20 protein-coding genes and 1 tRNA gene are annotated in these 20544 nt (G+C 58.9%); 13 read left to right on the forward strand and 8 right to left on the reverse strand.

Features of this window, described 5'->3' with window-relative positions:
- Positions 1 to 34 precede the first annotated feature (34 nt).
- Entirely contained in the window at positions 35 to 703 is a 669-nt protein-coding gene (locus D3791_RS16070; protein ID WP_246242219.1) for a TetR/AcrR family transcriptional regulator, read from the reverse strand.
- Between the two features lie 63 nt (positions 704 to 766).
- Between D3791_RS16070 and D3791_RS16075 the strand changes: the two genes are divergently transcribed.
- From D3791_RS16075 to D3791_RS16085, 3 genes are read left to right on the forward strand one after another with little or no spacing between them, the layout of a single operon-like run.
- Positions 767 to 2062 (forward strand): acetyl-CoA C-acetyltransferase, encoded by a 1296-nt coding sequence (locus tag D3791_RS16075; protein WP_172512799.1) that lies wholly within the window; start codon positions 767 to 769, stop codon positions 2060 to 2062.
- Positions 2062 to 3399: a 3-oxoacyl-ACP reductase gene (locus D3791_RS16080; protein WP_172512800.1), complete on the forward strand. Its 1338-nt coding sequence runs from the start codon at positions 2062 to 2064 to the stop codon at positions 3397 to 3399. Before D3791_RS16075 ends, D3791_RS16080 begins: the two co-directional genes overlap by 1 nt.
- Complete coding sequence (locus D3791_RS16085; protein ID WP_172512801.1) at positions 3400 to 4260, forward strand: MaoC family dehydratase; 861 nt, start codon at positions 3400 to 3402, stop codon at positions 4258 to 4260.
- Between the two features lie 53 nt (positions 4261 to 4313).
- On the opposite strand, the gene D3791_RS16090 is transcribed toward D3791_RS16085, so the two are convergent.
- From D3791_RS16090 to D3791_RS16110, 5 genes are all read right to left on the reverse strand, one after another.
- Positions 4314 to 5504, reverse strand: a complete 1191-nt coding sequence (locus D3791_RS16090; RefSeq protein WP_172512802.1) for a glycosyltransferase — start codon at positions 5502 to 5504, stop codon at positions 4314 to 4316.
- A gap of 66 nt (positions 5505 to 5570) precedes the next feature.
- Positions 5571 to 6548 carry an alpha/beta fold hydrolase gene (locus D3791_RS16095; RefSeq protein ID WP_172512803.1) on the reverse strand — a complete coding sequence of 326 codons (978 nt, stop codon included), beginning with the start codon at positions 6546 to 6548 and terminating at the stop codon, positions 5571 to 5573.
- 100 nt (positions 6549 to 6648) lie between these two features.
- Positions 6649 to 6733 (reverse strand) — tRNA-Leu (locus tag D3791_RS16100).
- Between the two features lie 230 nt (positions 6734 to 6963).
- Positions 6964 to 7611 carry an NADPH-dependent F420 reductase gene (locus tag D3791_RS16105; protein WP_172512804.1) on the reverse strand — a complete coding sequence of 216 codons (648 nt, stop codon included), beginning with the start codon at positions 7609 to 7611 and terminating at the stop codon, positions 6964 to 6966.
- A gap of 79 nt (positions 7612 to 7690) precedes the next feature.
- Complete coding sequence (locus D3791_RS16110; protein WP_172512805.1) at positions 7691 to 8974, reverse strand: Nramp family divalent metal transporter; 1284 nt, start codon at positions 8972 to 8974, stop codon at positions 7691 to 7693.
- Positions 8975 to 9216: 242 nt separating this feature from the next.
- On the opposite strand from D3791_RS16110, the gene D3791_RS16115 reads away from it, so the two are divergent.
- The 5 genes from D3791_RS16115 to D3791_RS16135 all read left to right on the forward strand — a co-directional run bounded on the left by D3791_RS16115 (position 9217) and on the right by D3791_RS16135 (position 14860).
- Positions 9217 to 9885: a response regulator transcription factor gene (locus D3791_RS16115; RefSeq protein WP_172512806.1), complete on the forward strand. Its 669-nt coding sequence runs from the start codon at positions 9217 to 9219 to the stop codon at positions 9883 to 9885.
- Positions 9882 to 11315 (forward strand): sensor histidine kinase, encoded by a 1434-nt coding sequence (locus D3791_RS16120; RefSeq protein WP_172512807.1) that lies wholly within the window; start codon positions 9882 to 9884, stop codon positions 11313 to 11315. The genes D3791_RS16115 and D3791_RS16120 overlap by 4 nt, the downstream gene beginning before the upstream one ends.
- Positions 11308 to 12282: a TAXI family TRAP transporter solute-binding subunit gene (locus D3791_RS16125; RefSeq protein WP_172512808.1), complete on the forward strand. Its 975-nt coding sequence runs from the start codon at positions 11308 to 11310 to the stop codon at positions 12280 to 12282. Before D3791_RS16120 ends, D3791_RS16125 begins: the two co-directional genes overlap by 8 nt.
- An 87-nt stretch (positions 12283 to 12369) precedes the next feature.
- Positions 12370 to 13680 carry a M20/M25/M40 family metallo-hydrolase gene (locus D3791_RS16130; RefSeq protein ID WP_172512809.1) on the forward strand — a complete coding sequence of 437 codons (1311 nt, stop codon included), beginning with the start codon at positions 12370 to 12372 and terminating at the stop codon, positions 13678 to 13680.
- Between the two features lie 40 nt (positions 13681 to 13720).
- On the forward strand, positions 13721 to 14860 hold the full coding sequence (locus D3791_RS16135) for an acyl-CoA dehydrogenase family protein (protein WP_172512810.1): 1140 nt from the start codon (positions 13721 to 13723) through the stop codon (positions 14858 to 14860).
- Between the two features lie 10 nt (positions 14861 to 14870).
- On the opposite strand, the gene D3791_RS16140 is transcribed toward D3791_RS16135, so the two are convergent.
- Complete coding sequence (locus tag D3791_RS16140) at positions 14871 to 15110, reverse strand: DUF5703 family protein (protein WP_172512811.1); 240 nt, start codon at positions 15108 to 15110, stop codon at positions 14871 to 14873.
- Between the two features lie 44 nt (positions 15111 to 15154).
- Here D3791_RS16140 and D3791_RS16145 point away from each other — a divergent pair, with 44 nt between their 5' ends.
- The 3 genes from D3791_RS16145 (at position 15155) to mshC (ending at position 17658) form a co-directional block, all read left to right on the forward strand.
- Positions 15155 to 15364 carry a hypothetical protein gene (locus tag D3791_RS16145; RefSeq protein WP_022875100.1) on the forward strand — a complete coding sequence of 70 codons (210 nt, stop codon included), beginning with the start codon at positions 15155 to 15157 and terminating at the stop codon, positions 15362 to 15364.
- A gap of 78 nt (positions 15365 to 15442) precedes the next feature.
- Positions 15443 to 16267 (forward strand): undecaprenyl-diphosphate phosphatase, encoded by an 825-nt coding sequence (locus D3791_RS16150; RefSeq protein ID WP_022875101.1) that lies wholly within the window; start codon positions 15443 to 15445, stop codon positions 16265 to 16267.
- A 128-nt stretch (positions 16268 to 16395) separates the two neighbouring features.
- Positions 16396 to 17658 carry a cysteine--1-D-myo-inosityl 2-amino-2-deoxy-alpha-D-glucopyranoside ligase gene (mshC, locus tag D3791_RS16155; RefSeq protein WP_172512812.1) on the forward strand — a complete coding sequence of 421 codons (1263 nt, stop codon included), beginning with the start codon at positions 16396 to 16398 and terminating at the stop codon, positions 17656 to 17658.
- A gap of 48 nt (positions 17659 to 17706) precedes the next feature.
- Here the strand turns inward: mshC and D3791_RS16160 are convergent, their stop codons facing one another.
- On the reverse strand, positions 17707 to 18615 hold the full coding sequence (locus D3791_RS16160) for a proteasome assembly chaperone family protein (RefSeq protein ID WP_172512813.1): 909 nt from the start codon (positions 18613 to 18615) through the stop codon (positions 17707 to 17709).
- Between the two features lie 82 nt (positions 18616 to 18697).
- On the opposite strand from D3791_RS16160, the gene D3791_RS16165 reads away from it, so the two are divergent.
- Positions 18698 to 19411 (forward strand): HAD family hydrolase, encoded by a 714-nt coding sequence (locus D3791_RS16165; RefSeq protein WP_061952162.1) that lies wholly within the window; start codon positions 18698 to 18700, stop codon positions 19409 to 19411.
- Positions 19408 to 20535, forward strand: coding sequence for a site-2 protease family protein (locus tag D3791_RS16170; RefSeq protein WP_172512814.1), 1128 nt, complete (start codon positions 19408 to 19410; stop codon positions 20533 to 20535). The genes D3791_RS16165 and D3791_RS16170 overlap by 4 nt, the downstream gene beginning before the upstream one ends.
- The last annotated feature ends 9 nt before the right edge of the window (positions 20536 to 20544 follow it).

A 20544-nucleotide genomic window follows, 5' to 3' on the forward strand; every position in this document is an offset into this window, starting at 1 on the left:
TTCTGTGTTGAGTCGGATGTTGATGCGTTGTTTTTCATGCGTTTTTCACATCGGAAGTCGATGCGATGCCGTAGGCCAACCAATTGGTCAATTCCTGGGCCATGGTTTCGAGGCTCGGCTTTGAGTCTGATTCCGGTTGGCGCAGCCATTGTTCTCCAGCCGCTCGGACCATGCCGAGGGCAGCTCGTGGCCAAAAGCTGAGGGCGGCAGCCGTGGCTTTTTGGTCGTAGAGTTTCAGCAGCCGGACACTGATCAGTTCCGAGGCTTCATCGAAAAAATCGTTGAGTGCCCCTGCGGATTCGTCATCGGCCGAGCGCTGAGCACCGGTGACGAAGTAGTAGAGGTTGGGGCTGTTGGTAGCCAGTTCAAGGTAGGCCGTGACCATCGCGTGCAAGGAACTGAGTTCCTGGTCCTTGGCCAGTGCCGCGGCGATGACGCGGTCGCGGAAATCGTTGATGACCTTGGCGCTCAGAGCCTGGCGCAGTCCTTCTTTGTCTCCGAAGTACCGGTAGTAGACGGGTTTGGATGTTTTCGCGTGGCTGGCGATGTCCTCCATGGATACCTGAGGCCCCAGCTTGTGCACGGCCTTGCGTGCGAGCTTGAGCAGTTCCTCGTGGCGGGCAGTGCGATGCGCGTGCCAGCGCACGGCTCGGCCGTCAGTTTCACCGTCTATAACTTCCGTGATCTTGTTCACGTTACTCACAGTATCATGTACTCTTGGTTACAGTAATAGGAGTCACAACAATCCATGTAGGAGTTTTTGAACATGACCCAGCAGTCCGTGCGCAATGCCGTGATTATCGGTGGCAATCGCATCCCCTTTGCTCGTTCCAACACCGCCTACGTCAACGCGTCGAACCAAGACATGTTCACCGCCGCACTTGAAGGCCTCGTCGCCCGTTTCGGATTGCAAGGCGAGCGCATGGGCGCTGTCAGCGGCGGCGCCGTGCTGAAGCATTCCAAGGATTTCAACCTCATGCGCGAATCCGTGCTCGGCTCTTCACTGGACCCGGCAACTCCCGCCTACGATGTGCAGATGGCCTGCGCCACCGGCATGGAGGCCATTGGCTCGCTGGCCAATAAGATCAAGCTGGGCCAGCTGGAGTCGGCTATTGGCGGCGGCGTTGATACCACGTCAGATGCGCCGATCGCAGTTTCAGAATCCCTGCGTGCAATCCTGCTGGAACTTTCACGCGCACGCAGCACGAAGGATAAGTTGAAGGCGCTGGCTAAGATCCGCCCTGCGCACTTGGCCCCTTCGGCCCCTGGTACCGGCGAGCCGCGCACAGGATTGTCAATGGGCGACCACCAGGCGTTGACCACCAAGGCTTGGGGAATCACCCGCGAAGCACAGGACGAACTGGCCCTGGCCAGCCACAAGAACCTCGCGGCGGCCTATGACCGCGGCTTCTTCAACGATCTTGTCACTCCTTTTAATGGCCTGGCCAAGGACAACAACCTTCGTGCGGATTCAACCCTGGAGAAGCTGGGCAAGCTGAAGCCAGCGTTCGGCAAGAACCTTGGCGATGAAGCAACAATGACTGCCGGCAACTCGACCCCGCTGACCGATGGCGCCTCGGCGGTCCTTCTGGGCAGCGAAGACTACGCGCGCAGCCACGACCTTCCGATGCTCGCCAACTTTGTTGATTTTGAGGCTGCGGCCGTGGATTTTGTCCATGGCGCCGAAGGGCTGCTAATGGCACCGGCCTATGCCACGGCCCGGATGCTGCAACGCAATAACCTCACCTTGCAGGACTTCGATTTCTACGAGATCCATGAAGCCTTCGCAGGGACTGTGCTTTCAACGCTCAAGGCATGGGAAGACGAAGAATTCTGCCGTGAAAAGCTTGGACTCGACGCTCCGCTGGGAGCAATCGACCGGGCCAAGCTGAACGTCAACGGTTCATCGCTGGCCGCGGGACACCCATTCGCCGCCACCGGTGGACGCATCATCGCCAGCACCGCAAAGATGCTTCATGAGAAGGGTTCGGGCCGTGCGCTCATTTCTGTTTGCGCGGCAGGCGGACAGGGCGTTGTCGCAATCTTGGAGGCTCGTAGCTAATGGCTGATAAGTACATGGAGATAGTGAACTCCGGAGCCACGAAAAAACTGGCCAAGCTCTTGGGCCTTCCTCGTCCGCCACGCCTGCGGCGCTATGCGCCAGGAAGCCCGTTGCTGCCTGGCCCGTTGCTGGTGCTTGGAGCGTCGACCCACGCACAAGAATTAAGCGACGTCCTGGTCTCTTGGGGGCTGGATGTTCGTCGTCATGACGCGGGAGATGCGAAACTCGGCGGCATCTTATTGCTGCTTGATGAGATGGACCATCCGCAGTCGCTGTCGCCAGTGATGCTCAGCGCTGGTCGTGCGCTTCGCCAGCTCTTGCCAGGAGCGCGAGTGGTTTCCATTTCGCGTCCGGCCAAGGCTCAAGACGCTCCGGAGGTCGCCGCCGTGCGACAGGGCATCGATGGAGCCATCCGTTCGCTCGGTCGTGAAATGCGCGGTGGTTCCACCGCAAATGGCATCGTGCTTGAAGAATCCACCACGCCGGTCAGCCCCAGTGCGTTGGCAGCGTTGCACTTCTTCTTCTCGGGGCGCAGCGCCTATATCGATGGCCAGTTCCTGACGGTCCGCACCGAGGACGGGGCACTGCCGTCAGACGTCGCGCAGCCGTTGGCAGGGAAAGTCGCAGTGGTCACCGGTGCGGCGCGTGGAATCGGCGCTGCAATCGCCCGCACCCTGGCCCGTGATGGCGCCCAGGTTGTTGTAGTGGACATGCCGCAGGCCGGAGACTCGCTGGCCAAGGTCGCGAACACCATCGGCGCCACAACCCTCCAATTGGATGTCACCGCACCAGATGCGGCGCAACAGATCATGGATCACGCAATCGGGCGTCACGGTTCGCTGGACATCGTGGTGCATAACGCAGGCATCACCCGGGATAAGTTGCTGGCCAATATGGACGCTGGGCGGTGGGACTCGGTGATCGCCGTGAACATCACCTCGCAATTGCGCATGAATGAAGCGTTCCTGGCAGCCAAGCTGCCTAACTTGCGCATTGTCTCGCTGGCATCCACCTCCGGCATCGCAGGCAACCGAGGACAGGCGAACTATGCCGCTTCCAAGGGCGGCGTCATCGGAATGGTGCGATCAAGCGCCAAGCTGTTCGCTGAACAGGGCGGGTCCATTGCCGCAGTGGCACCAGGATTCATCGAAACCGAGATGACAGCCAAGATTCCATTGGGCACCCGCACGGTGGCACGCATGGTCCTTCCATCGCTGATGCAGGGCGGCCTGCCGGAAGACGTGGCCGAGGCGATTAGCTTCCTCGGTTCAGATGCAGCTGCAGGCCTGAATGGGCAGGTGCTTCGAGTGTGTGGCCAGTCGCTGGTTGGTGCGTAAATGAGCGCGCTGATCGTTTCCGAAATCCCTTCGATGGCCTCGGTTTACGCCAAGGCGGCCAAAACGCTGGGACGCAAGCCTAAGAACCCGGTGCTGCCTGAAACAGTGTTGGTATTCCAAGGCGCGCAGGCGCAGCATGGCAAGCTCAACGAGTTCCGCAGGGCCGTGGGAGCACCGATGAATGCGGTGCTGCCCAGCCTCTATGTGCACTCCTTGGCATTCCCGCTGGCCATGTCCTTGATGCTGCGTGATGATTTTCCGTTGCCGCTATTGGGCATGATCCATTTGGGCAACCAGGTGGACGTGGCTCAGCCTCTGAGTGAGGACGAGGTCTTTGACATCGAGGTCCACAGCGAGAATCTGAGTGCACACGCAAAAGGCGTCACCTGCGATCTGGTGATCCGCATTGTCGTCGACGGCCAGGACCGCATGGTCCTGCGCAGCACATTCCTGGCCAAGGGCGTGAAGCTCCCGGGTGAAGAGCCGATCCGAAGCGAACGCACAGTCTTCGACGCTCCGGTTCGCACCGCCCACTGGAAACTTGATGCGGGCACCGGTCGGCGGTGGGCCAACGTTGCAGGGGACTATAACCCGATCCACTTGTCGGCTTTGAGTGCCAAGGCACTTGGAATGCCTGCCGCGATTGCCCACGGCATTTACCTGGCAGCGCGCGCCTTGGCCGGTATCGAGCCCGCGCAGCAGAGCTACTCGTGGACAGTTGAATTCAAGACGCCGGTGGTCTTGCCGGCTGCCGTCGACTTGGCCTTTGAACCAACCGCGGATGGTTTCCTCGTGAATGCGTGGCATGCGCGCAAGGGCAAGCCGCATTTCGAATTGGAGCTCACTCGCACCGGTTCGTAGAGTGATCGGTTCTGGTCTTCAATCAGCGATGGTTGAAGGCCAGAACTTTTTAATCAGTGCTGGAGCTGCGACTGGGCAATCCGGTAGCTGGCGAGAGTGGCTACCGCAGCGCGCTCCCACGTGAACAGCCCAGAATGCTCCAAGGCTCCATGGCCAGCGCTCGTTACCTCATCAGGATTCTGGGCAAGCTCGACAAGCCTGCGAGCCCACAGGGAAGCATCCGGTTCGGGCATCAGCCACCCGGATTCTCCGTCGTTAACGGCGTAGGCGAGCCCGCCGACTGCGTTGGCCAGTACTGGTGTACCGCAGGCCTGGGCCTCTGCCGCCACCAGGCCGAACGTCTCGGACAATGAAGGAACAGCGACAATGTCAGCGTTGGCAAAGACCAGGGCGAGCTTGGCCGGTTCCAAGGGCTCGTAGAATCGGACGACGTCGCTCAGATCCTGCTTCTTGGCGAGGGATTCCAAGTCGTAGTCGGCAGATCCCGACATCGCACCGAACAGCGAAGCGGTAATGCGCAATTCCGGATGGCTGCGCCGGGCGATCCCCATTGCTTCAAGCAGCAAGTGTGCTCCCTTCAGCGGCTGCATGCGACCTGCATAAACCAGATGCAGGTCATCCTCGCCAAGGGGCCTGCGCAATTTGTCCTGGTCCGGGTGGAAAATCCGGTGATTCACCCCTGGCAGTACGACATCCAATTTGTTGGACTCCACGTCGTAAAAGCGTGCCAATTGCTTGGCTTCAACGGGAGTATTGGCGATGATGCGTGCGCAGTCAGCAAGCAGCAGCTTCTCGGCCTCTTTGCGATTACCAGGCTCGGCGATACCCGACTCATGTTCCTTGGCGGCGGCCGAGGTATGCATCGAAACCAACAGGGGCGCGGACCACCGCTCAGCGAGCTGGAGCCCGACCATTCCCGACAGCCAATAATGAGCGTGAACGATATCGAACTCCAGCCCCTGCAGATGTGCGGAGACTTCTTGCACAGCAGGGGCAATGATCTCCGGGAGCTGTTCCTTCGACAAGGCCTGACCAGCGGCGACCTGGACCTCATGCATCCACACGCCTTCGCCGACTTGAAGAGACTGTGATTCCGAAGCGGTCCGCGTAATCATGTGCACTTCGTGGCCCAAAGCCCCCAACGCGTAGGAGAGGTTCTGAATGTAGACGTTCATGCCGCCGGCATCGCCTGAGCCTGGTTGCTGCATCGGTGAAGTATGCAGGGAAAGCATGGCAATGCGCATGTGTTTGGCTCCAGGAAATGTCGGGGGAGACGGGTTACTCGGCATGGATATCCAGAATTGATGCTATCAAGACGCAAGCCCTAGCACCGTAGAATTTGCAGCCGTCCACCGCTCAACCATCGTTGCGCCGCCATGCGCGTCGTTTTCGCAAATCTGCAGTTGCGATCCAGGCCAGGCCCGGTGCAGCTTCCACGCGGTCGCCACCGGGCTGGAAACGTCATGTCGCCCATGGATGAAGATGGCCGGCAGGTGCTTCACGCGGTCGATCTGCTGCAAGATCGGCGGATCGCAGAAGCCTGCGTTAGACCAGAAGTGCGTCGTGAGACGGTTCATCGAATGCCGGAAATCCTGGTCATTCCAGCGTGGATCGCGAATCACTGACTCGCTGCCCAGGGAGATATGCGTATCTTCCCAAAGTGCCCACTCCAATGATGCGGCATCACGAAGGCCAGGATCTGAATTCGCCAGTAACCGCGCATAGGAATCGATCAGGCTTTCTGCGCCAGATTCGTATTCCGGAACGTGGTCGCGAGCAAATTTATCAAGGCGTTCCCAGGCCTCGGGGAAAATCGCGCCGACGGTTTCGGTGATCCATCGGACTTCTTCCCGGCTGGTGGTAGTAACGGCAAAGAGCACGAGGCCGTGAACCCGTTCTGGATGTGCTTGGGCGTAAGCCAAAGCCAGAGTTGATCCCCATGACACACCGTTCAGGATCCATTTGTCGACGCCGCGGGCGATGCGCAGGGCTTCAATGTCTTGGATCATTTTCTGCGTCGTGAAGTGATCTGAGGGAACCCCGAGGTCGGCTGCCGATGGTGTCGATCGTCCGCAACCTCGTTGTTCAAACCCAATCAGCCTGGTGCGGGGCAGATCCCATCGCTGGCGATACCCGGAGTTCCCGAGAGTTCCACCCGGTCCACCGTGTAAATGCAAAGCAGGGATTCCATCGGGAGAGCCAAATTCTTCCCAATACAACCTGTGGCCGTCGCTCACCGGGAGAAAGCCCTGCTCGCGGGGATGATTGAAATGAACCGAGGAATCCATATCTGAACCTTATGGGAAGCACACGTGATTGGCGGTATTTTTTGGGTGGCTAATAAAAAGAAATTCCCGGTTGACCAAAGTCAACCGGGAATTCTACCTGTGCGCGAAAGGGGACTTGAACCCCTACCCTCTTATCGAGGACTAGCACCTCAAGCTAGCGCGTCTACCTATTCCGCCACCCGCGCAGGTTACTTGTTGTTCGCGTTGTTATCGCTGGCAACGAAGTAAAACTTTACCATCCCTTTCGAGTGAATTCCAATCGGGCGGCTCTGGGGTGGCGGGACCGAAAATTCCCGGAAACTCGGGGAAAAATCGGGTTTGAGTAGTAATTTAAGGAGAAAATTTCATCATTCAGTGGCAAGGGTCACATGAATTATCTGCGATTTGCCTAGTGAAGAGTTGGTTTCGCACATGTTCAACGTGCCGTTTCCTCGCTAATCCTCTGGATCAGATCCTCTGCCCCGAGTACCTCGTTGAAGATTCTTCCCGAGGGCTCCAAACTCCGTCCTTGGGCCAAATCGGCAAGTTGGACCGGAGTGAAACCCAGCTGGCTAATCAAGCACGCCACGACTGCAGTATCGCCAGGACTATCTGTCGCTATCGCTAGGGCGCGCTGGGCTTCAGCCTTGACGGCCCGATCTGCATCAAGATCCCAATGGCTGATGTGGTTTAAGGCCTTGGCCACGCGCGACTGGCTGAAATGCTCGGCGATCGCCTCGGAGCTGGACAGGCCACGATCCAACGAGTCCTGGAACCAGGCAGGCAAGGGTTCGTCCTCCCAGCGATTTGTCGCGTCAATCAGCAGAACTCCAGCCAAGGAATCCGTATCAACGTCATCCAAATCCTCTTGGGGAACCATGAGCGCTACGAGCTCGACATCTTCGGCGATTTCGCCAGCGCCCACCGCGAGCGCGTGCGGCGCGTACTGCATCAGATGGTATTTCATTTGGCGCGCAGGACGGGTGCCCGCGATCTTCACTTGAATGCCGGCGGATGCCGCTGCCCTCGCCAGCGCGGTGCCTGCCCGGCCTGCTCCGAGGATGCCGATCTTCTTGATTCTCATGACACCAGCGTAAACGCCAGGGCCGCCGCCTCGAGCGCAAATTGCGCACAAGGCAGCGGCCCTGAAATTCAGCTAATTACTATCCAGCCCACAATGGCGAGAGTGCCTTATAAAGCTGCTGCACGCCAAGGATGATGAACAGGATTGCGGTGATGGCCAGGGCCGTGTTGGTGTGCCAGCGGTTGGCCCACTGCTTCGGGATTCGATGGCCATTGAGCAGCCCAAGCAGGGTCACGGCGAGGAAAGGCATGAATAGCGCGCCCAGCACGCCGTAGGCCAGGATGAGCGCAATCGGCTTGTCCAGGAGGAACAGCAGCATCGGCGGGAATGTCAGCCACAGGACATAGAACTTGAAGTACTTGCCACCGGTCATGGTGTCCGGGTGGTTCGCTGGACGCTTGCGCATATGTCCCCAGAAGTCGGCGAACATCAATGACACGCCGTTCCACACGCCGATGATGGAGGAGAAGGAAGCAGCCCAGAAGCCCACGAGGAAACCGTTGCCGACGACGGCACCGTACTTTTCCTTGAGAACGTCAGAGAGCTCCAACAAGCCCTCGTCGCCACCGGAAATTGCCACGCCTGCAGAGCGGACAACCTCGGCACCGACAATCAGCATGGCGATCACGAAGATGCCAGTCATCACGTAGGCCATTGAGTTGTCGATACGCATCACGCGCATCCACTTAGGGGAGTACCAGCCTTTTTCACGCAACCAGTATCCGTAGGCCGCCAAGGTGATCGTGCCGCCCACGCCGCCGGCCAGAGCTAGGGTGTAGACCACGCCACCGGAAGGGATCATTGGGATCAGGCCCTTGAGCATTTCAGGAACATTGGGCACTGCAATGACTGCAAGTCCGACGACGGTGACGAACATGATGCCAACGAGTACCGCAGTGATCTTTTCAAAGACCTGATAGCGGCCGAACCAGACCATGACGAAGCCCAAGAGCCCCATGATGACTGCCCAGATCTTCAGATCAACGCCAGGAATCAAGGCTGCCAGGGGTAGGGCCGCCGAGCTCATTGCCGTGGCTCCGTAAACGAAGCCCCAGATGATGATGTACGGGCCGAAGTACCAGGTTGTCCACTTGCCTAGGGACTTCCATCCTTCGAAGATGGTCTTGCCCGTGGCCAGCGTGTAGCGGCCGGCGCCTTCGACGAGGACGATCTTCAGGATCACGCCCAGGATCACGGCCCAAAGAAGGGCGTAGCCATATTGGCTGCCGGCCACCAAGGTTGCCACCATATCCGCGGCGCCAACGCCGGTCGCGGCGACAACAAGACCTGGGCCGATAATTTTCCAGCGTGGCGGCCCGGAGGCCTCTAGACCGGCATCGGGTGCCTGCGTGCTTTCACTCATTGAGTTATTCCTTTGTCACAGTGCGGTTCGCCGCGGCCTCGATCCTCGGTGATGTGGGCCACAAGCGTGTGAGATCGTATTCAATATTGGTAGTGATTCAGGTTACTCGCAAACTGAGTCGGAAGTACTAACACTTTCTTAGGACAACAGCGCACCTTCACCGCTGCGGTGCCGGGATATTGCTAGAATTGATTAGTTATCCCGGGCCAAGTGCCCCTCAAGGAATCACCGAGGATGGTGCCGTGCAGCTATTGATCGTCGAAGACGACCAATCCGTGGCAGACGCGCTGATCGATGCCGTTAGCGCAGCCGGCCACCATGCGGTGCACGCGTGCCGGGGATCCGATGCCTTGTTGCGCCACCATGATGTACAGCTGATCCTGCTGGATCTCGGTTTGCCTGACATGGACGGGTTGGAGGTCTTGCGCAAGCTGCGCCAAGTCAGCGATGTGCCAGTGATTATCCTCAGCGCCAGGGATGACGAGCGGAGCGTTGTGCGCGGCCTGCGCCAGGGCGCCGACGATTACCTGGTCAAGCCCATAGGGCTGACGATCCTGCTGGCCAGGATCGACGCCGTGGCCCGACGTGCCGGCGCGAAATCCACGGCCAGCAGGAATCAGATCATTGCCGGAACCCTGTCCATGGATCTTGATAAGCATGAAGCTGTTTTGGCGGGGAAGAGGCTGGGACTGACGGCTAAGGAATTCGAGCTTCTGACTCTGCTGGCAAGGCACGCAGGTTCGGTCGTCACTCGCGAACAGATCCTCGATCGGCTCTGGGGTGACGCTTTTTTGGCCGTATCCCGTTCCCTGGATGTGCACTTGACCGGCCTGCGAGCGAAGCTTGCTACCCCCGGGATGATCGTGAATGTTCGTGGCGTCGGGTATCGGCTTGAGGCGCCGAGCTCGTGAGGATCCGCGTCCTGTCAGTCCTTGGTTCCCTGCTGCTGGTGATCGTGGCTCTGGTCAGCACGGTTTTGATGCAGAGTGTCAGCCGCGATGCCACAGCGGATCTCCAAGTGAACCGGCTCTCGGCTCTGAACCGTTTTGTGCAACTCGCCTCCCATGCCAACGGTGGCGACGACTTGGAAATGCTGCAGCTGGAAATGGACACCTATTCCCAGCTCTATGGCGAGGGGCTGTTGATCGTGGCGGACGGACGCCAACTGGCATCCGGTGAAATCCAGCCGGAGGACGCAGCGGTTGCTCAGGCGCTGCGAGCGGCAGCATTGAACTTGGAACATACGGAAATTCCCGCCGTCAACCCATTTTCCGACGGCGCTGCGCTGATCACCCGTCCTTTCGGCAATACTGCCCAAGTGCTAGGTTCCGTGACCATGAAGGTCAACCTCGAGCCCGCTCGCATGAGGGTGCTCCAGGCATCGAGCATGGTCCTGATAATCAGCCTCGCCGTCGGAGCGATCTTCTTGCTCTTGGCGGATCGGCTGGCGACGTGGGTCATCCGGCCGCTTCACCGCCTGGACGATTCCGTGCAGTTGCTGACCCGGACTCAACGCCCCATCCCGCTCGTTGATCAAGGGCCTCCAGAGTTGCAGGCCCTGTCCCGGTCCGTCAGCAATATGGCCCAAACCATGGCGACGAGCCTTCAGCAGCAACAAGAGCTGATTGCTGAGACTTCTCATCAATTGCGTAATCCGGTGGCGGCGCTCAGACTGCGAGTGGATCTGCTGAAGATGCGAGGCGGAGATGATTCGAGTTCGGATGCCCTGCGTGCGGTGGAAGATGAATTGGCCCGCGTGGAGACACTGCTGGACGGTGTATTGCGTCTAGCAAGTGCGGAGCATCGATTGACCGAGCAGAATTCCGAGGAATCCGCTGTCGAGGCAGGGACTCGAAGAGAATCCATTAACGCCTTGGAAGTCCTCGCAGAGGAAATCGAGCGTCAGTCTGCCGTTGCGCAAGCGTCAGGCAACACCCTGATGCTGGACAGGGCGTCGGAACCCATGGTCGATGCGCTGGTCTGGTGCAATGGTTTTGACCTCCAGCAGATGGTCTCAGAGCTCCTGGAAAACGCCATTAAATATGCTCCTGGAACACAAGTTGAGCTAGGCGTCAGAAGTTCAGGCGCCATGCTCGACATCGTGGTTAGTGATCACGGCCCTGGACTGAGCACAGCGGAACTATCTAGGGCAGTGGAGCGCTTCTGGCGATCTGTACGTGCCCGCGGCACTGCGGGCACGGGACTGGGATTGGCAATCGTAGACAGATTGGCCCGTGCCAATGCAGGCCAAATCATAGTGGCTGCCAACGATGGGACAGGACTTAAGATCATCATCAGGCTGCCCCGGGCCTCGTCAGGACAGGAGGGAACTGATGGCTGAACGGTACTCGCCAGAACGACGCACACTGCTCAAAGCTTTATTGGCCGCGCCGGCAGTTGCGATGCTTCCCGCCTTGAACGCCTGTAGCCAACGAGCCGACCAGCCGCGTCTGGACATAGCGTCCGGTGAAGAAGGCGGAATGTACTTCGAATTTGCACAGTTGCTTTCGGCGGCACTGGTCGAGAATGGAATCGCAGATACCTCGGCAGCGTTCAAAACCGAGGCAAGCGCACAGAACCTCGACCTGCTGGTTCAGGGCCGCGCACATCTGGCATTGGCACTAGCAGACACCGTCGCCGTGTTCCGGGCGAATAATGCGAAACAGGCCGGCATCACAGCTTTAGGGCGGGTGTACCAAAACTATTTTCATTGCATCGTTAAAGCCAACAGCGGAATTCAAAACTTGCGTGATTTCCCGGGCCGCACCATCGGCACGGGAGCCGCTGGCTCCGGGACCTGGGTCACCGGACAACGGATTTTGCAGGTTGCGGGACTCAAAAAACATCGCCAGGCGCCTGTCGAGCGGATGCTTGGCTACGCCTCAGGGCTTGAGGCACTTGGGCAAGGCGATATCGACGTGCTCTTCCTCTTCGGCGGGATGCCAGTACGGCCCCTCGCCGATTTGGCCAGAGGCGAGAACCTCCGTCTCCTGGATGTCACCGAAGTCCTGCCGAACCTGCGTGATGCCTACCCAGGTCTTTATGACCGGGTGGTTATTCCAGGCAACACGTATCCAGGGATAACTGGCGTCGATGCAATCGGAGTCAGCAACCTGCTCATGGCCCGGCCCGATCTGCCGGGCAAAACCGCCACGGCCATCGTCAAGCTCCTGGCGGCCAAAGCCCACCAACTCGTGCCTGAATCCAGCGCGGGGATCCAGCATTTGACTCCCGAGACTTTGATCAGCACGGCAGGGCAACCGTTGCACCCCGGAGCCAGGGATGCCTACCTTGAGCTACACGGCTAAGAGCCAAAGCGGCAAGACTCAGCGACGATTCGAGCATTGCCTATTAGGGTGGAACTCAGAACAATCTTGTCGAAAGGTAATTCCCTGATGACCACCGCAATCGAACGCATGGAAAATGACGCAGTAGAAATTTGCCGCGGCTTGATCCGCATTGACACAACAAATTTTGGTGGCAATCGGGGCGCAGGGGAGCTGCAGGCCGCACGCTATGTCAGCGGGCTTTTCGCCGAGGTCGGCTTGGACGCGAGGATTTACGAGTCGGCACCGGGACGCGCCAATGTGGCGGTGCGGATTCCGGGCACTGACCCATCGCTGCCGGCGCTGATCGTGCATGGCCACCTTGACGTAGTGCCAGCGATTGCCGATGACTGGAGCGTTGACCCATTTGGGGCGGAGATCAAGGATGGCATGATCTGGGGCCGCGGAGCCGTCGATATGAAAAACATGGATGCCATGATCATCGCCGCCATCCGTCATATGCAACGTGAAAAAATCTCTCCACGGCGTGATCTGATCATCGCGTTCTTCGCTGACGAAGAAGCTGGAGGAGATTATGGGGCGGGCTGGATGGTAGAAAACCATCCAGAGGTTTTTGCCGGAGCAGAAGAAGCGATCAGCGAAGTTGGCGGATTCTCCGTGGATATCAACGGACGCCGTGCTTACATGCTGCAAACGGCTGAAAAAGGGATCGCATGGCTCAAACTCACCGCTCAGGGAATGGCAGGACATGGCTCGCAGATTAATACTGATAATGCGGTGACCGCCCTGGCTGGAGCCGTTTACCGCATCGGCGAGCACCAATGGCCTTTGTCCTATACAAAAACCACCCAGTCCCTCATGGAGCAAGTCGCCGAATTGTCTGGCCTGGAGTTTGACCGCGAGAACCCCCAACCGCTGCTTGAAGCGATGGGCAACGTATCGCGGTTTGTCGGAGCAACTCTTCAAAACACCGCTAATCCCTCCGCTTTGCAAGCTGGCTATAAGCACAACGTCATTCCAGGGCAGGCCGAGGCGTTGATTGATTGCCGCACTTTGCCTGACGAACACGAAGCCACGCTTGAGAAGCTGCGCGAACTGGCTGGGGAGGGGGTCGAGCTTTCCATGGTGCATGAACAGGATTCCCTGGAAGTTCCTTTCGCCGGTGCCTTGGTGGACTCCATGGTGAAGTCCCTGTTGGATGAAGACCCCGAAGCGATCGTCCTGCCCTATATGCTCTCCGGGGGTACCGATAACAAGTGGCTGGCCACTATCGGGATTACCGGATACGGATTCGCGCCCCTTCAACTGCCCGCAGAGCTGGACTTCACAGGAATGTTCCACGGAGTTGATGAGCGGGTCCCTGTGGACGCGGTCAAATTCGGTGTGCGAGTCCTCGAAAACTTGATGCGCAGCTACTAATCGGCCAGCGACAGCACAGACCTAGTATTCAGGAGTAAAAGTGTCCATCGAGTCAATCCTTACTGATCAGCTTCTCGAGCGGTTCCGCGAACGCGCCGCTCGGTACGATAGTGAAAATTCTTTCGCTGTCCAAGACTTTGACGAGCTGGTCTCGCTGGATTATCTGAAAGCGCTGATCCCCGAAGACAAAGGCGGGCTCGGCTGGAGTGTGGAACAGGTTGCCCTGGCCCAGCGGCGCTTGGCAACAGCTGCGCCTGCTACCGCCTTGGCAGTGAACATGCATCATGTTTGGGCTTCCGTTGCCAGGGTGCTTCAGGCCAGGGGCGATAGCCGCCTTCAGATGGTCACCGACTGGATTGCGCAGGGCGAGGTGATGGCCTTCGGAATCTCGGAACCCGGCAATGATTCCGTTCTTTTTGATTCGAAAACTTCAGCATCAACCGGGCCGGATGGATCCGTGACCTTCAACGGGGTCAAGATATTCACTTCGCTCTCACCGGCATTCACCCGGCTGGGTGTTTTCGGGAAGGACGAATCAACGGGAGAACTCGTTCATGCCTTCGTTTCCAAGGGTGATGGCGTTGAATCCATGGGGGACTGGAACACATTGGGAATGCGGGCCAGCCAATCGCACACCACCAAACTAGTCAATGCGGTGTCCCCGGCTCAATGGGTACACAGTCGGCTTCCGGCGGGACCGAATCCCGATCTGCTGATCTTCGGGATCTTCGCATCGTTCCTCACCCTCACCGCCAGCGTTTATGTGGGCATCGCCGATCGGGCAGTGAGCTTAGGGCAGGCGACGTTGAACAAGAGGAAGCATCATGACGGGACCAGCTACTCCCAGGACATACGCGCACGCGGCTTGCTGTCCCAGGCTGCGATGAGGCTCATCTCGCTTGATGCGCTCCAGCGCTCGGTAGCCAAGGACATTGATGATCTAGTAGACCATCAGGATGCATGGTTCCCGAAGCTAGTCACGCTGCGCACCCTTGCCGGCGACACAGCGCGTGAGAATGTCCAGGTGGTGGGACAGCTGCTCGGAGGCGGCGGGTACTTCCGCGGTTCCGAATTCGAGAGGCTGTACCGCGACGTGCAGGCCAGCTGGTACCACCCGTCCAACGCGGCATCCGCAGAAAATACCGTCGCCTCCTGGCTGGTTGGGCCACTGGAAGGGTGAAGCCGGTAGCCTAATCCAGCGGCGGCAGGGTACTGCGGATTCGCATGACCCTGCGGCGCAGCCAATATTTGTAGACGCCGCCTTCGTACCTGCAGGTACGCATCAGTTCCCATTTGCCGTTGTCCGCGTGTTCACGCAAGGCCGCGCGGGCAACATGAACAGGTTCGCTGGGAAACGACGTGATCACCAGATATTCAAAGCGCTGTTCATCGGAGTGATGCACGGGCGGTTTAATTCGTTCTTGAAGCATCGTGCCCCCTATCTAAAGAACCCTATGCGTTGTAGCTTAAGACCATGAGTACTGATCCAAGTTTTGCCCTGCAATCATTGATTGCCCGACTTGAGCAGCACCTGGCCGTAGTTTCGCAAAGCCGTGGTGCGGCCGAGGCGTCTGTCGACGCTGCCTTCGGTGCCCTGGCGGATGCCTTCGAGGACTATGAAGACGCGCTGTACGATCAGTATTCCGAACTTTTGCCTTTCACCATACCCGTAGACGATGCGTGAGTACGACCACGGGGTGATTTTTGGCCCAATCGTGTTTTTGAGCCTCGATCCATGCCGGCGGTGAAGTAATGTCGAGGGGTGAATTGGTTTGAAGCAGCTTTCCTTGGATTGATCCAGGGCCTGACCGAGTTCCTCCCGATCTCGTCCTCGGCCCACCTGCGTATCGTTGGCGAACTTTTGCCCAATGCCCAGGACCCCGGCGCCGCCTTTACGGCCATTACCCAGCTCGGCACCGAGACCGCGGTGATCGTCTTCTTCTGGCGTGACATCGTCAGGATCATTGGCGCATGGTGCAAGGCACTGACGGGCAAGATTCCGCACTCGGATCCCGATGCGAAAATGGGTTGGCTGATCATTGTCGGCTCCATCCCCATCGCGATCCTTGGCCTCCTGCTCGAAGACTACATTGACACCAACTTCCGATCATTGTGGATCGTCGCGACCACCTTGGTGGTCTTCGGCCTATTCCTTGCGCTGGCCGACCACTACGGCAAGCAGCAGCGTGGACTGGAAAAGCTCACCGTAAAGCACGGCATCTTGTACGGTTTGGCGCAGGCCATGGCGCTGATTCCTGGCGTCTCCCGCTCAGGCGGCACGATCACCGCAGGTTTGCTCATGGGGTACACCCGCGAAGCTGCCGCGCGGTACTCTTTCCTGCTGGCCATTCCAGCCGTCTACGCTTCCGGCCTGTACAAGCTGGTCAAGAGCTTTGACGAGCCAGGCGTGTACAGCTTGGCGCAGACCGGCCTGGCTACCGCGATCGCCTTCATCGTCGGATTCTTCATCGTCGGCTGGTTCCTGAAGTTCGTCTCCACCCACTCTTACCGGTTCTTCGTTTGGTACCGTATTCTGCTGGGCTTCGTGCTCTTTGTCGCTTTGGGCTTTGGTCTGATCAACGCCTAAATTGAATGTTGCCAAGGTGTCCGTGAAGCGTTTCACGGACATCTCGGCGTTAACGGGAATAAACCTCGTCCTGCTTGACTTGGACTTAGAGGAAGAAAATCGTCGCATCTGCGAAAGGATGTTCATCAGTGCACGCGTGGAATAACCCTGAGGTACCTCAGGTGGCTGGTTCAGCACCAATTTTGGAACTCTTCAACACCGCCACCGGTAACCTGCAGGCCACCGCACCTGCGGATGCGGCCAATGCAGCCGCCAGCATGTACGTCTGCGGGATCACCCCGTACGACGCCACCCATATGGGGCATGCGTCCACCTACGTGACCTTCGACCTCGTGCACCGCACCTGGCTGGACAGCGGTCGCACCGTCGCCTATTCGCAAAATATCACCGATGTCGACGACCCACTGCTTGAACGCGCAGAGGCCACCGGCGTGGATTGGCGTGACCTCGCTGAGCAGCAGGTCCAGCTGTTCCGCGACGACATGGAAGCACTGAACGTGATTCCGCCACAGAACTACATTGGCGCTGTCGAGTCCATCGAATGGCTGGTTCCGGTCGTTGAACAGCTGCTTGACGCAGGACTGGCCTACCGTGTTCCAGCTGGCGCCGACGGCGTTGAAGGCGACATCTACTTTGACACCTATGCAGCCGAGAACGACGCATGGAAACTGGGTTCTGTCTCCAACTATGACCGTGAAACCATGCTGGGATTCTTTGCCGAACGCGGCGGTGATCCCCAGCGCGAGGGCAAGCGCGATGCGCTGGATCCGTTGCTGTGGCGCGCGGCCCGTGCAGGCGAGCCATCGTGGGACGGCGGCAAGCTGGGCACCGGCCGCCCGGGATGGCATATCGAGTGTTCGGTGATCGCCCGCAAGACCTTGCCAGCGCCGTTCACTGTCCAAGGCGGCGGGTCCGATCTGATCTTCCCGCACCACGAATTCTCCGCAGCGCATGCGGCCGCTGGCGATCACCAGCAGCTGGCGCAAACATACGTGCATACCGGCATGGTGGGCCTGGACGGCGAGAAGATGAGCAAGTCACTGGGCAACCTGGTCTTGGTCTCCAAGCTGCGTGCCGCTGGGGTCGAGCCGGTGGCGATTCGCGCCGTGTTGCTCTCCCAGCACTACCGCACCAACTGGTTCTGGACCGAGGAATTGCTGGCCGAGGCTCAGCAGCGTGTTGCCTCGTGGCGCGAACGCCTCGTCGGCACCGGACTGGCCGAAGCCACCGCGCTCCTGACTCGCATCCGCTCGCGGATGGCTAATGACCTTGACGCGCCGGGCGCGTTGGACGCCGTTGACCAGTGGGCGGCGCGGCCGGCTGAAGGCAGCGGCGATGGCGAGCAGCTGTTGCGTGACGGGTTGGACGCGTTGCTGGGTCTCAAGCTGTAGGATCCGCGTTTGAACCGGGCGAATCGGTGTAACTTTCAGGGGTCGACTTCAAATTTCGAAGTCGGCCCCTGATCCGTCTGGGCGGAACTTCCCGCGACGGCGAAGATAGCGTTCGAACTCACGGGCAATGGACTCGCCGCTGGCCTCAGGCAAATCGCTGGTATCCGTCGCCTCTTCGAGCTGCTTGACGTACTTGGCCACATCCGGGTCCGCCGCCGCCAGTTCGTCAACGCCGTGCTTCCACGCCAGGGCATCATCGCGCAGCTGCTGATCTGACACGGTGATCGGCAGGAGCTCTTCGAGCATCTCGATGAAGGCTAGCTGGACCCGCGGGCTGGGGGACTGGGCCACGTAATGCGAGAGCTGCGCCCACAGCGACATGCTGGCAATCTCGCGGCGTTCGAACTCGATTCCCAAGATGGTCGGGATGCCGGAGGGGCCCTCGTAGTTCGAGGCTTCGATTTTGAAGTGTTCTTGAAGGCGCGGGTCGTCACTGGATAATGAGGTTGGCACCGGTCGGGTGTGCGGGACATCCGCCAGCAATGCGCCCAGGGTCAAGACGGCTTGCGCGTTATGTTCCTGCGCCACGTCGATGATTTGGGCGCAGAAGCTCTGCCATTTGAAGGTGGGCTCGACGCCAAGGACCACCAATAGGTCCGCGGCGGAGTGGGGGAGAGCCATCTTGTAGATTTCTGTGCGTGGCCAATCGACCATGCGTCCTTGGGCGGTGCGACGCGTCTTGGGGCGGGAGAACTGGTAGTCGTAGAAGTCGTCTTCGCCGATGGTGGCGATATGCTCGTAGGTGTTTTCTTCCAGAAGCAGTCGAACGGCGTCAGTTGCCGCAGAACCGGCGTCATTCCACCCCTCAAAGGCCGCCACGACGATAGTGGGGCGAATCTCATGGTGGGACTCGGCGATATAAGTATTCAGCGTTGGGGTGTGGAAATCCTTGTTCATTGAAAACTCCTATGCAGCATTCTGGCCGTTGGCGTGGCTTGCCGAAGCGGCTTAGCCCCACTCTTCCATCTAGAATGGACTCATGCCAAGCACCAGTTTTGACTTTAATTCCGGCTCAGAGCCCAGAACACCGCAAGCGGTCCTCTGGGATATGGACGGCACCCTGATCGACACCGAACCCTACTGGATCGTTGCCGAGGCGGAACTGGTGGCAGCTCATGGGGGAACGTGGACCGAAGAACAGGGGCTATCCCTGGTCGGAAGCGCACTGCCAAATTCGGCGAAGATTTTGCAAGAAGCCGGGGTCAAATTGCCGGCGCGTGAAATCATCGACCTGCTGAGCTCCCAGGTCGTAGCCGGGCTGCGCAAGGAAATCCCTTGGCGCCCAGGAGCCCGCGAACTGCTGGCAGCCTGCCATGCAGCGGGCATTCCCCAGGCTCTGGTGACGATGTCTGAACGCAGCATCGTCAACGAGCTCTTGGATCAGCTGCCGGAAGGCACCTTCCAGGCTTCGGTCACAGGGGAAGAAGTCAGCCAAGGCAAACCGCATCCTGAACCGTATCTGACCGGATTGCGTTTGCTTCAGGAAGTCTCAGGCAAAGAACTCAGCGCGGAAAAGTGCATTGGGTTTGAAGACTCGGTACCGGGCATTGCTTCGGCCTCGGCGGCGGGATTGCATGCTGTACTGGTGCCAAACGCCACGGATCCAGGCGATGGAAACTGGCGTCGGATAGATAGTTTAGACGGGGTTGATGTGGAAGAAATGACTCGATGGTTGGTGCAGGTTAGCGCGTGAGCGATACTCAAGAAAAAGCTCCCGGAATCAAGCTAGGTCGTATTGGCGGCGTTCCGGTTTACCTGTCGAGCTCGTGGTTCATCATCACCGCGGTCATCACTATTTCGGTGGGGCTTCAGCTATCACGTAGCCAATGGATTCCGGCGCTCAACGCCTACTTCATGGGTTTCGCTTGCGCCGTGGTGATTGCCATTGCGGTGCTGGTCCACGAGGTCGCGCACGCCATGACTGCTCGTGCCTTCAAATGGCCTGATGCGCACATCGTCTTGACGCTGATGGGCGGGCACACCCAGTTCGGCTCCTTCAAGGCCAAGCCGGGAGCCTCGCTTTGGGTCGCGCTTTCGGGGCCGGTGTCGAACTTTGTTCTTGCCGGCCTTGGCTGGCTGATCATCCAGAACCTTGAACTCGGCATCTACTCGAAGCTTCTCCTGGACTTCTTCGTATATGCCAACCTCCTGCTGGGTGCCTTTAACGCATTGCCAGGCTTGCCGCTGGACGGTGGCCGGCTGGTCGAATCAATCGTTTGGAAGGCGACCGGCTCCCAGTTCAAGGGGACTATCGCCTCCAGCTGGGTTGGCCGCGTTATCGCGGTGGGCGTCGTCTTCTTCTTTGTTGTCTATCCATATTTACGCGGCGAAGAGATCCAGATCATCACCGCCGTAGTCGGGCTGATGGTTGCTGTGTTCATGTGGCAGGCAACCACCGGTCTGATTGCGCATTCGAAAATGATGCTGAACTTACCCACCGTGATCGCATCGGACTTGATGAAGCCGGCCTCGGCCATGCTGTCCCAGGTTACGGTTGCCGATGTCTTCGCGCGCCAGAGCCAGCGCGGAGGCGAAATCATTCTTGTTGACGGCAAGGGAATGCCAGTTGGCGTTGTAGACGCGCAGGCTATTTCCCGTGTGGATCGCGACCGTGCCGCGGAAGTGCCGGCATTGGCCGTTGCCCGTGCCCTGGGCCAAGGAGCGATCGTGGCCGCAAGTTCAGACGGGCGAGCGCTGATCGATTATCTTGCCAGCGTCAGTTCGGTCGAATACGCAGTGATCAGCGATCAAGGACATGTTGTTGGCCTGTTGCATCAGCGGGATATCGTCCAAGCCGTCACCGGACGACGCAAGTAAACTTTCAAA

Source organism: Glutamicibacter mishrai, from assembly GCF_012221945.1.
GTDB lineage: Bacteria > Actinomycetota > Actinomycetes > Actinomycetales > Micrococcaceae > Glutamicibacter > Glutamicibacter mishrai.

Excerpts from the sequence above, each read along its gene's own strand:
- D3791_RS16075 (WP_172512799.1), top strand. The coding sequence starts at position 767 with ATGACCCAGCAGTCCGTGCGCAATGCCGTGATTATCGGTGGCAATCGC.
- D3791_RS16080 (WP_172512800.1), top strand. The coding sequence starts at position 2,062 with ATGGCTGATAAGTACATGGAGATAGTGAACTCCGGAGCCACGAAAAAA.
- D3791_RS16085 (WP_172512801.1), top strand. The coding sequence starts at position 3,400 with ATGAGCGCGCTGATCGTTTCCGAAATCCCTTCGATGGCCTCGGTTTAC.
- D3791_RS16090 (WP_172512802.1), bottom strand. The coding sequence starts at position 5,504 with ATGCGCATTGCCATGCTTTCCCTGCATACTTCACCGATGCAGCAACCA.
- D3791_RS16095 (WP_172512803.1), bottom strand. The coding sequence starts at position 6,548 with ATGGATTCCTCGGTTCATTTCAATCATCCCCGCGAGCAGGGCTTTCTC.
- D3791_RS16105 (WP_172512804.1), bottom strand. The coding sequence starts at position 7,611 with ATGAGAATCAAGAAGATCGGCATCCTCGGAGCAGGCCGGGCAGGCACC.
- D3791_RS16110 (WP_172512805.1), bottom strand. The coding sequence starts at position 8,974 with ATGAGTGAAAGCACGCAGGCACCCGATGCCGGTCTAGAGGCCTCCGGG.
- D3791_RS16125 (WP_172512808.1), top strand. The coding sequence starts at position 11,308 with ATGGCTGAACGGTACTCGCCAGAACGACGCACACTGCTCAAAGCTTTA.
- D3791_RS16130 (WP_172512809.1), top strand. The coding sequence starts at position 12,370 with ATGACCACCGCAATCGAACGCATGGAAAATGACGCAGTAGAAATTTGC.
- D3791_RS16140 (WP_172512811.1), bottom strand. The coding sequence starts at position 15,110 with ATGCTTCAAGAACGAATTAAACCGCCCGTGCATCACTCCGATGAACAG.
- D3791_RS16145 (WP_022875100.1), top strand. The coding sequence starts at position 15,155 with ATGAGTACTGATCCAAGTTTTGCCCTGCAATCATTGATTGCCCGACTT.
- D3791_RS16160 (WP_172512813.1), bottom strand. The coding sequence starts at position 18,615 with ATGAACAAGGATTTCCACACCCCAACGCTGAATACTTATATCGCCGAG.
- D3791_RS16165 (WP_061952162.1), top strand. The coding sequence starts at position 18,698 with ATGCCAAGCACCAGTTTTGACTTTAATTCCGGCTCAGAGCCCAGAACA.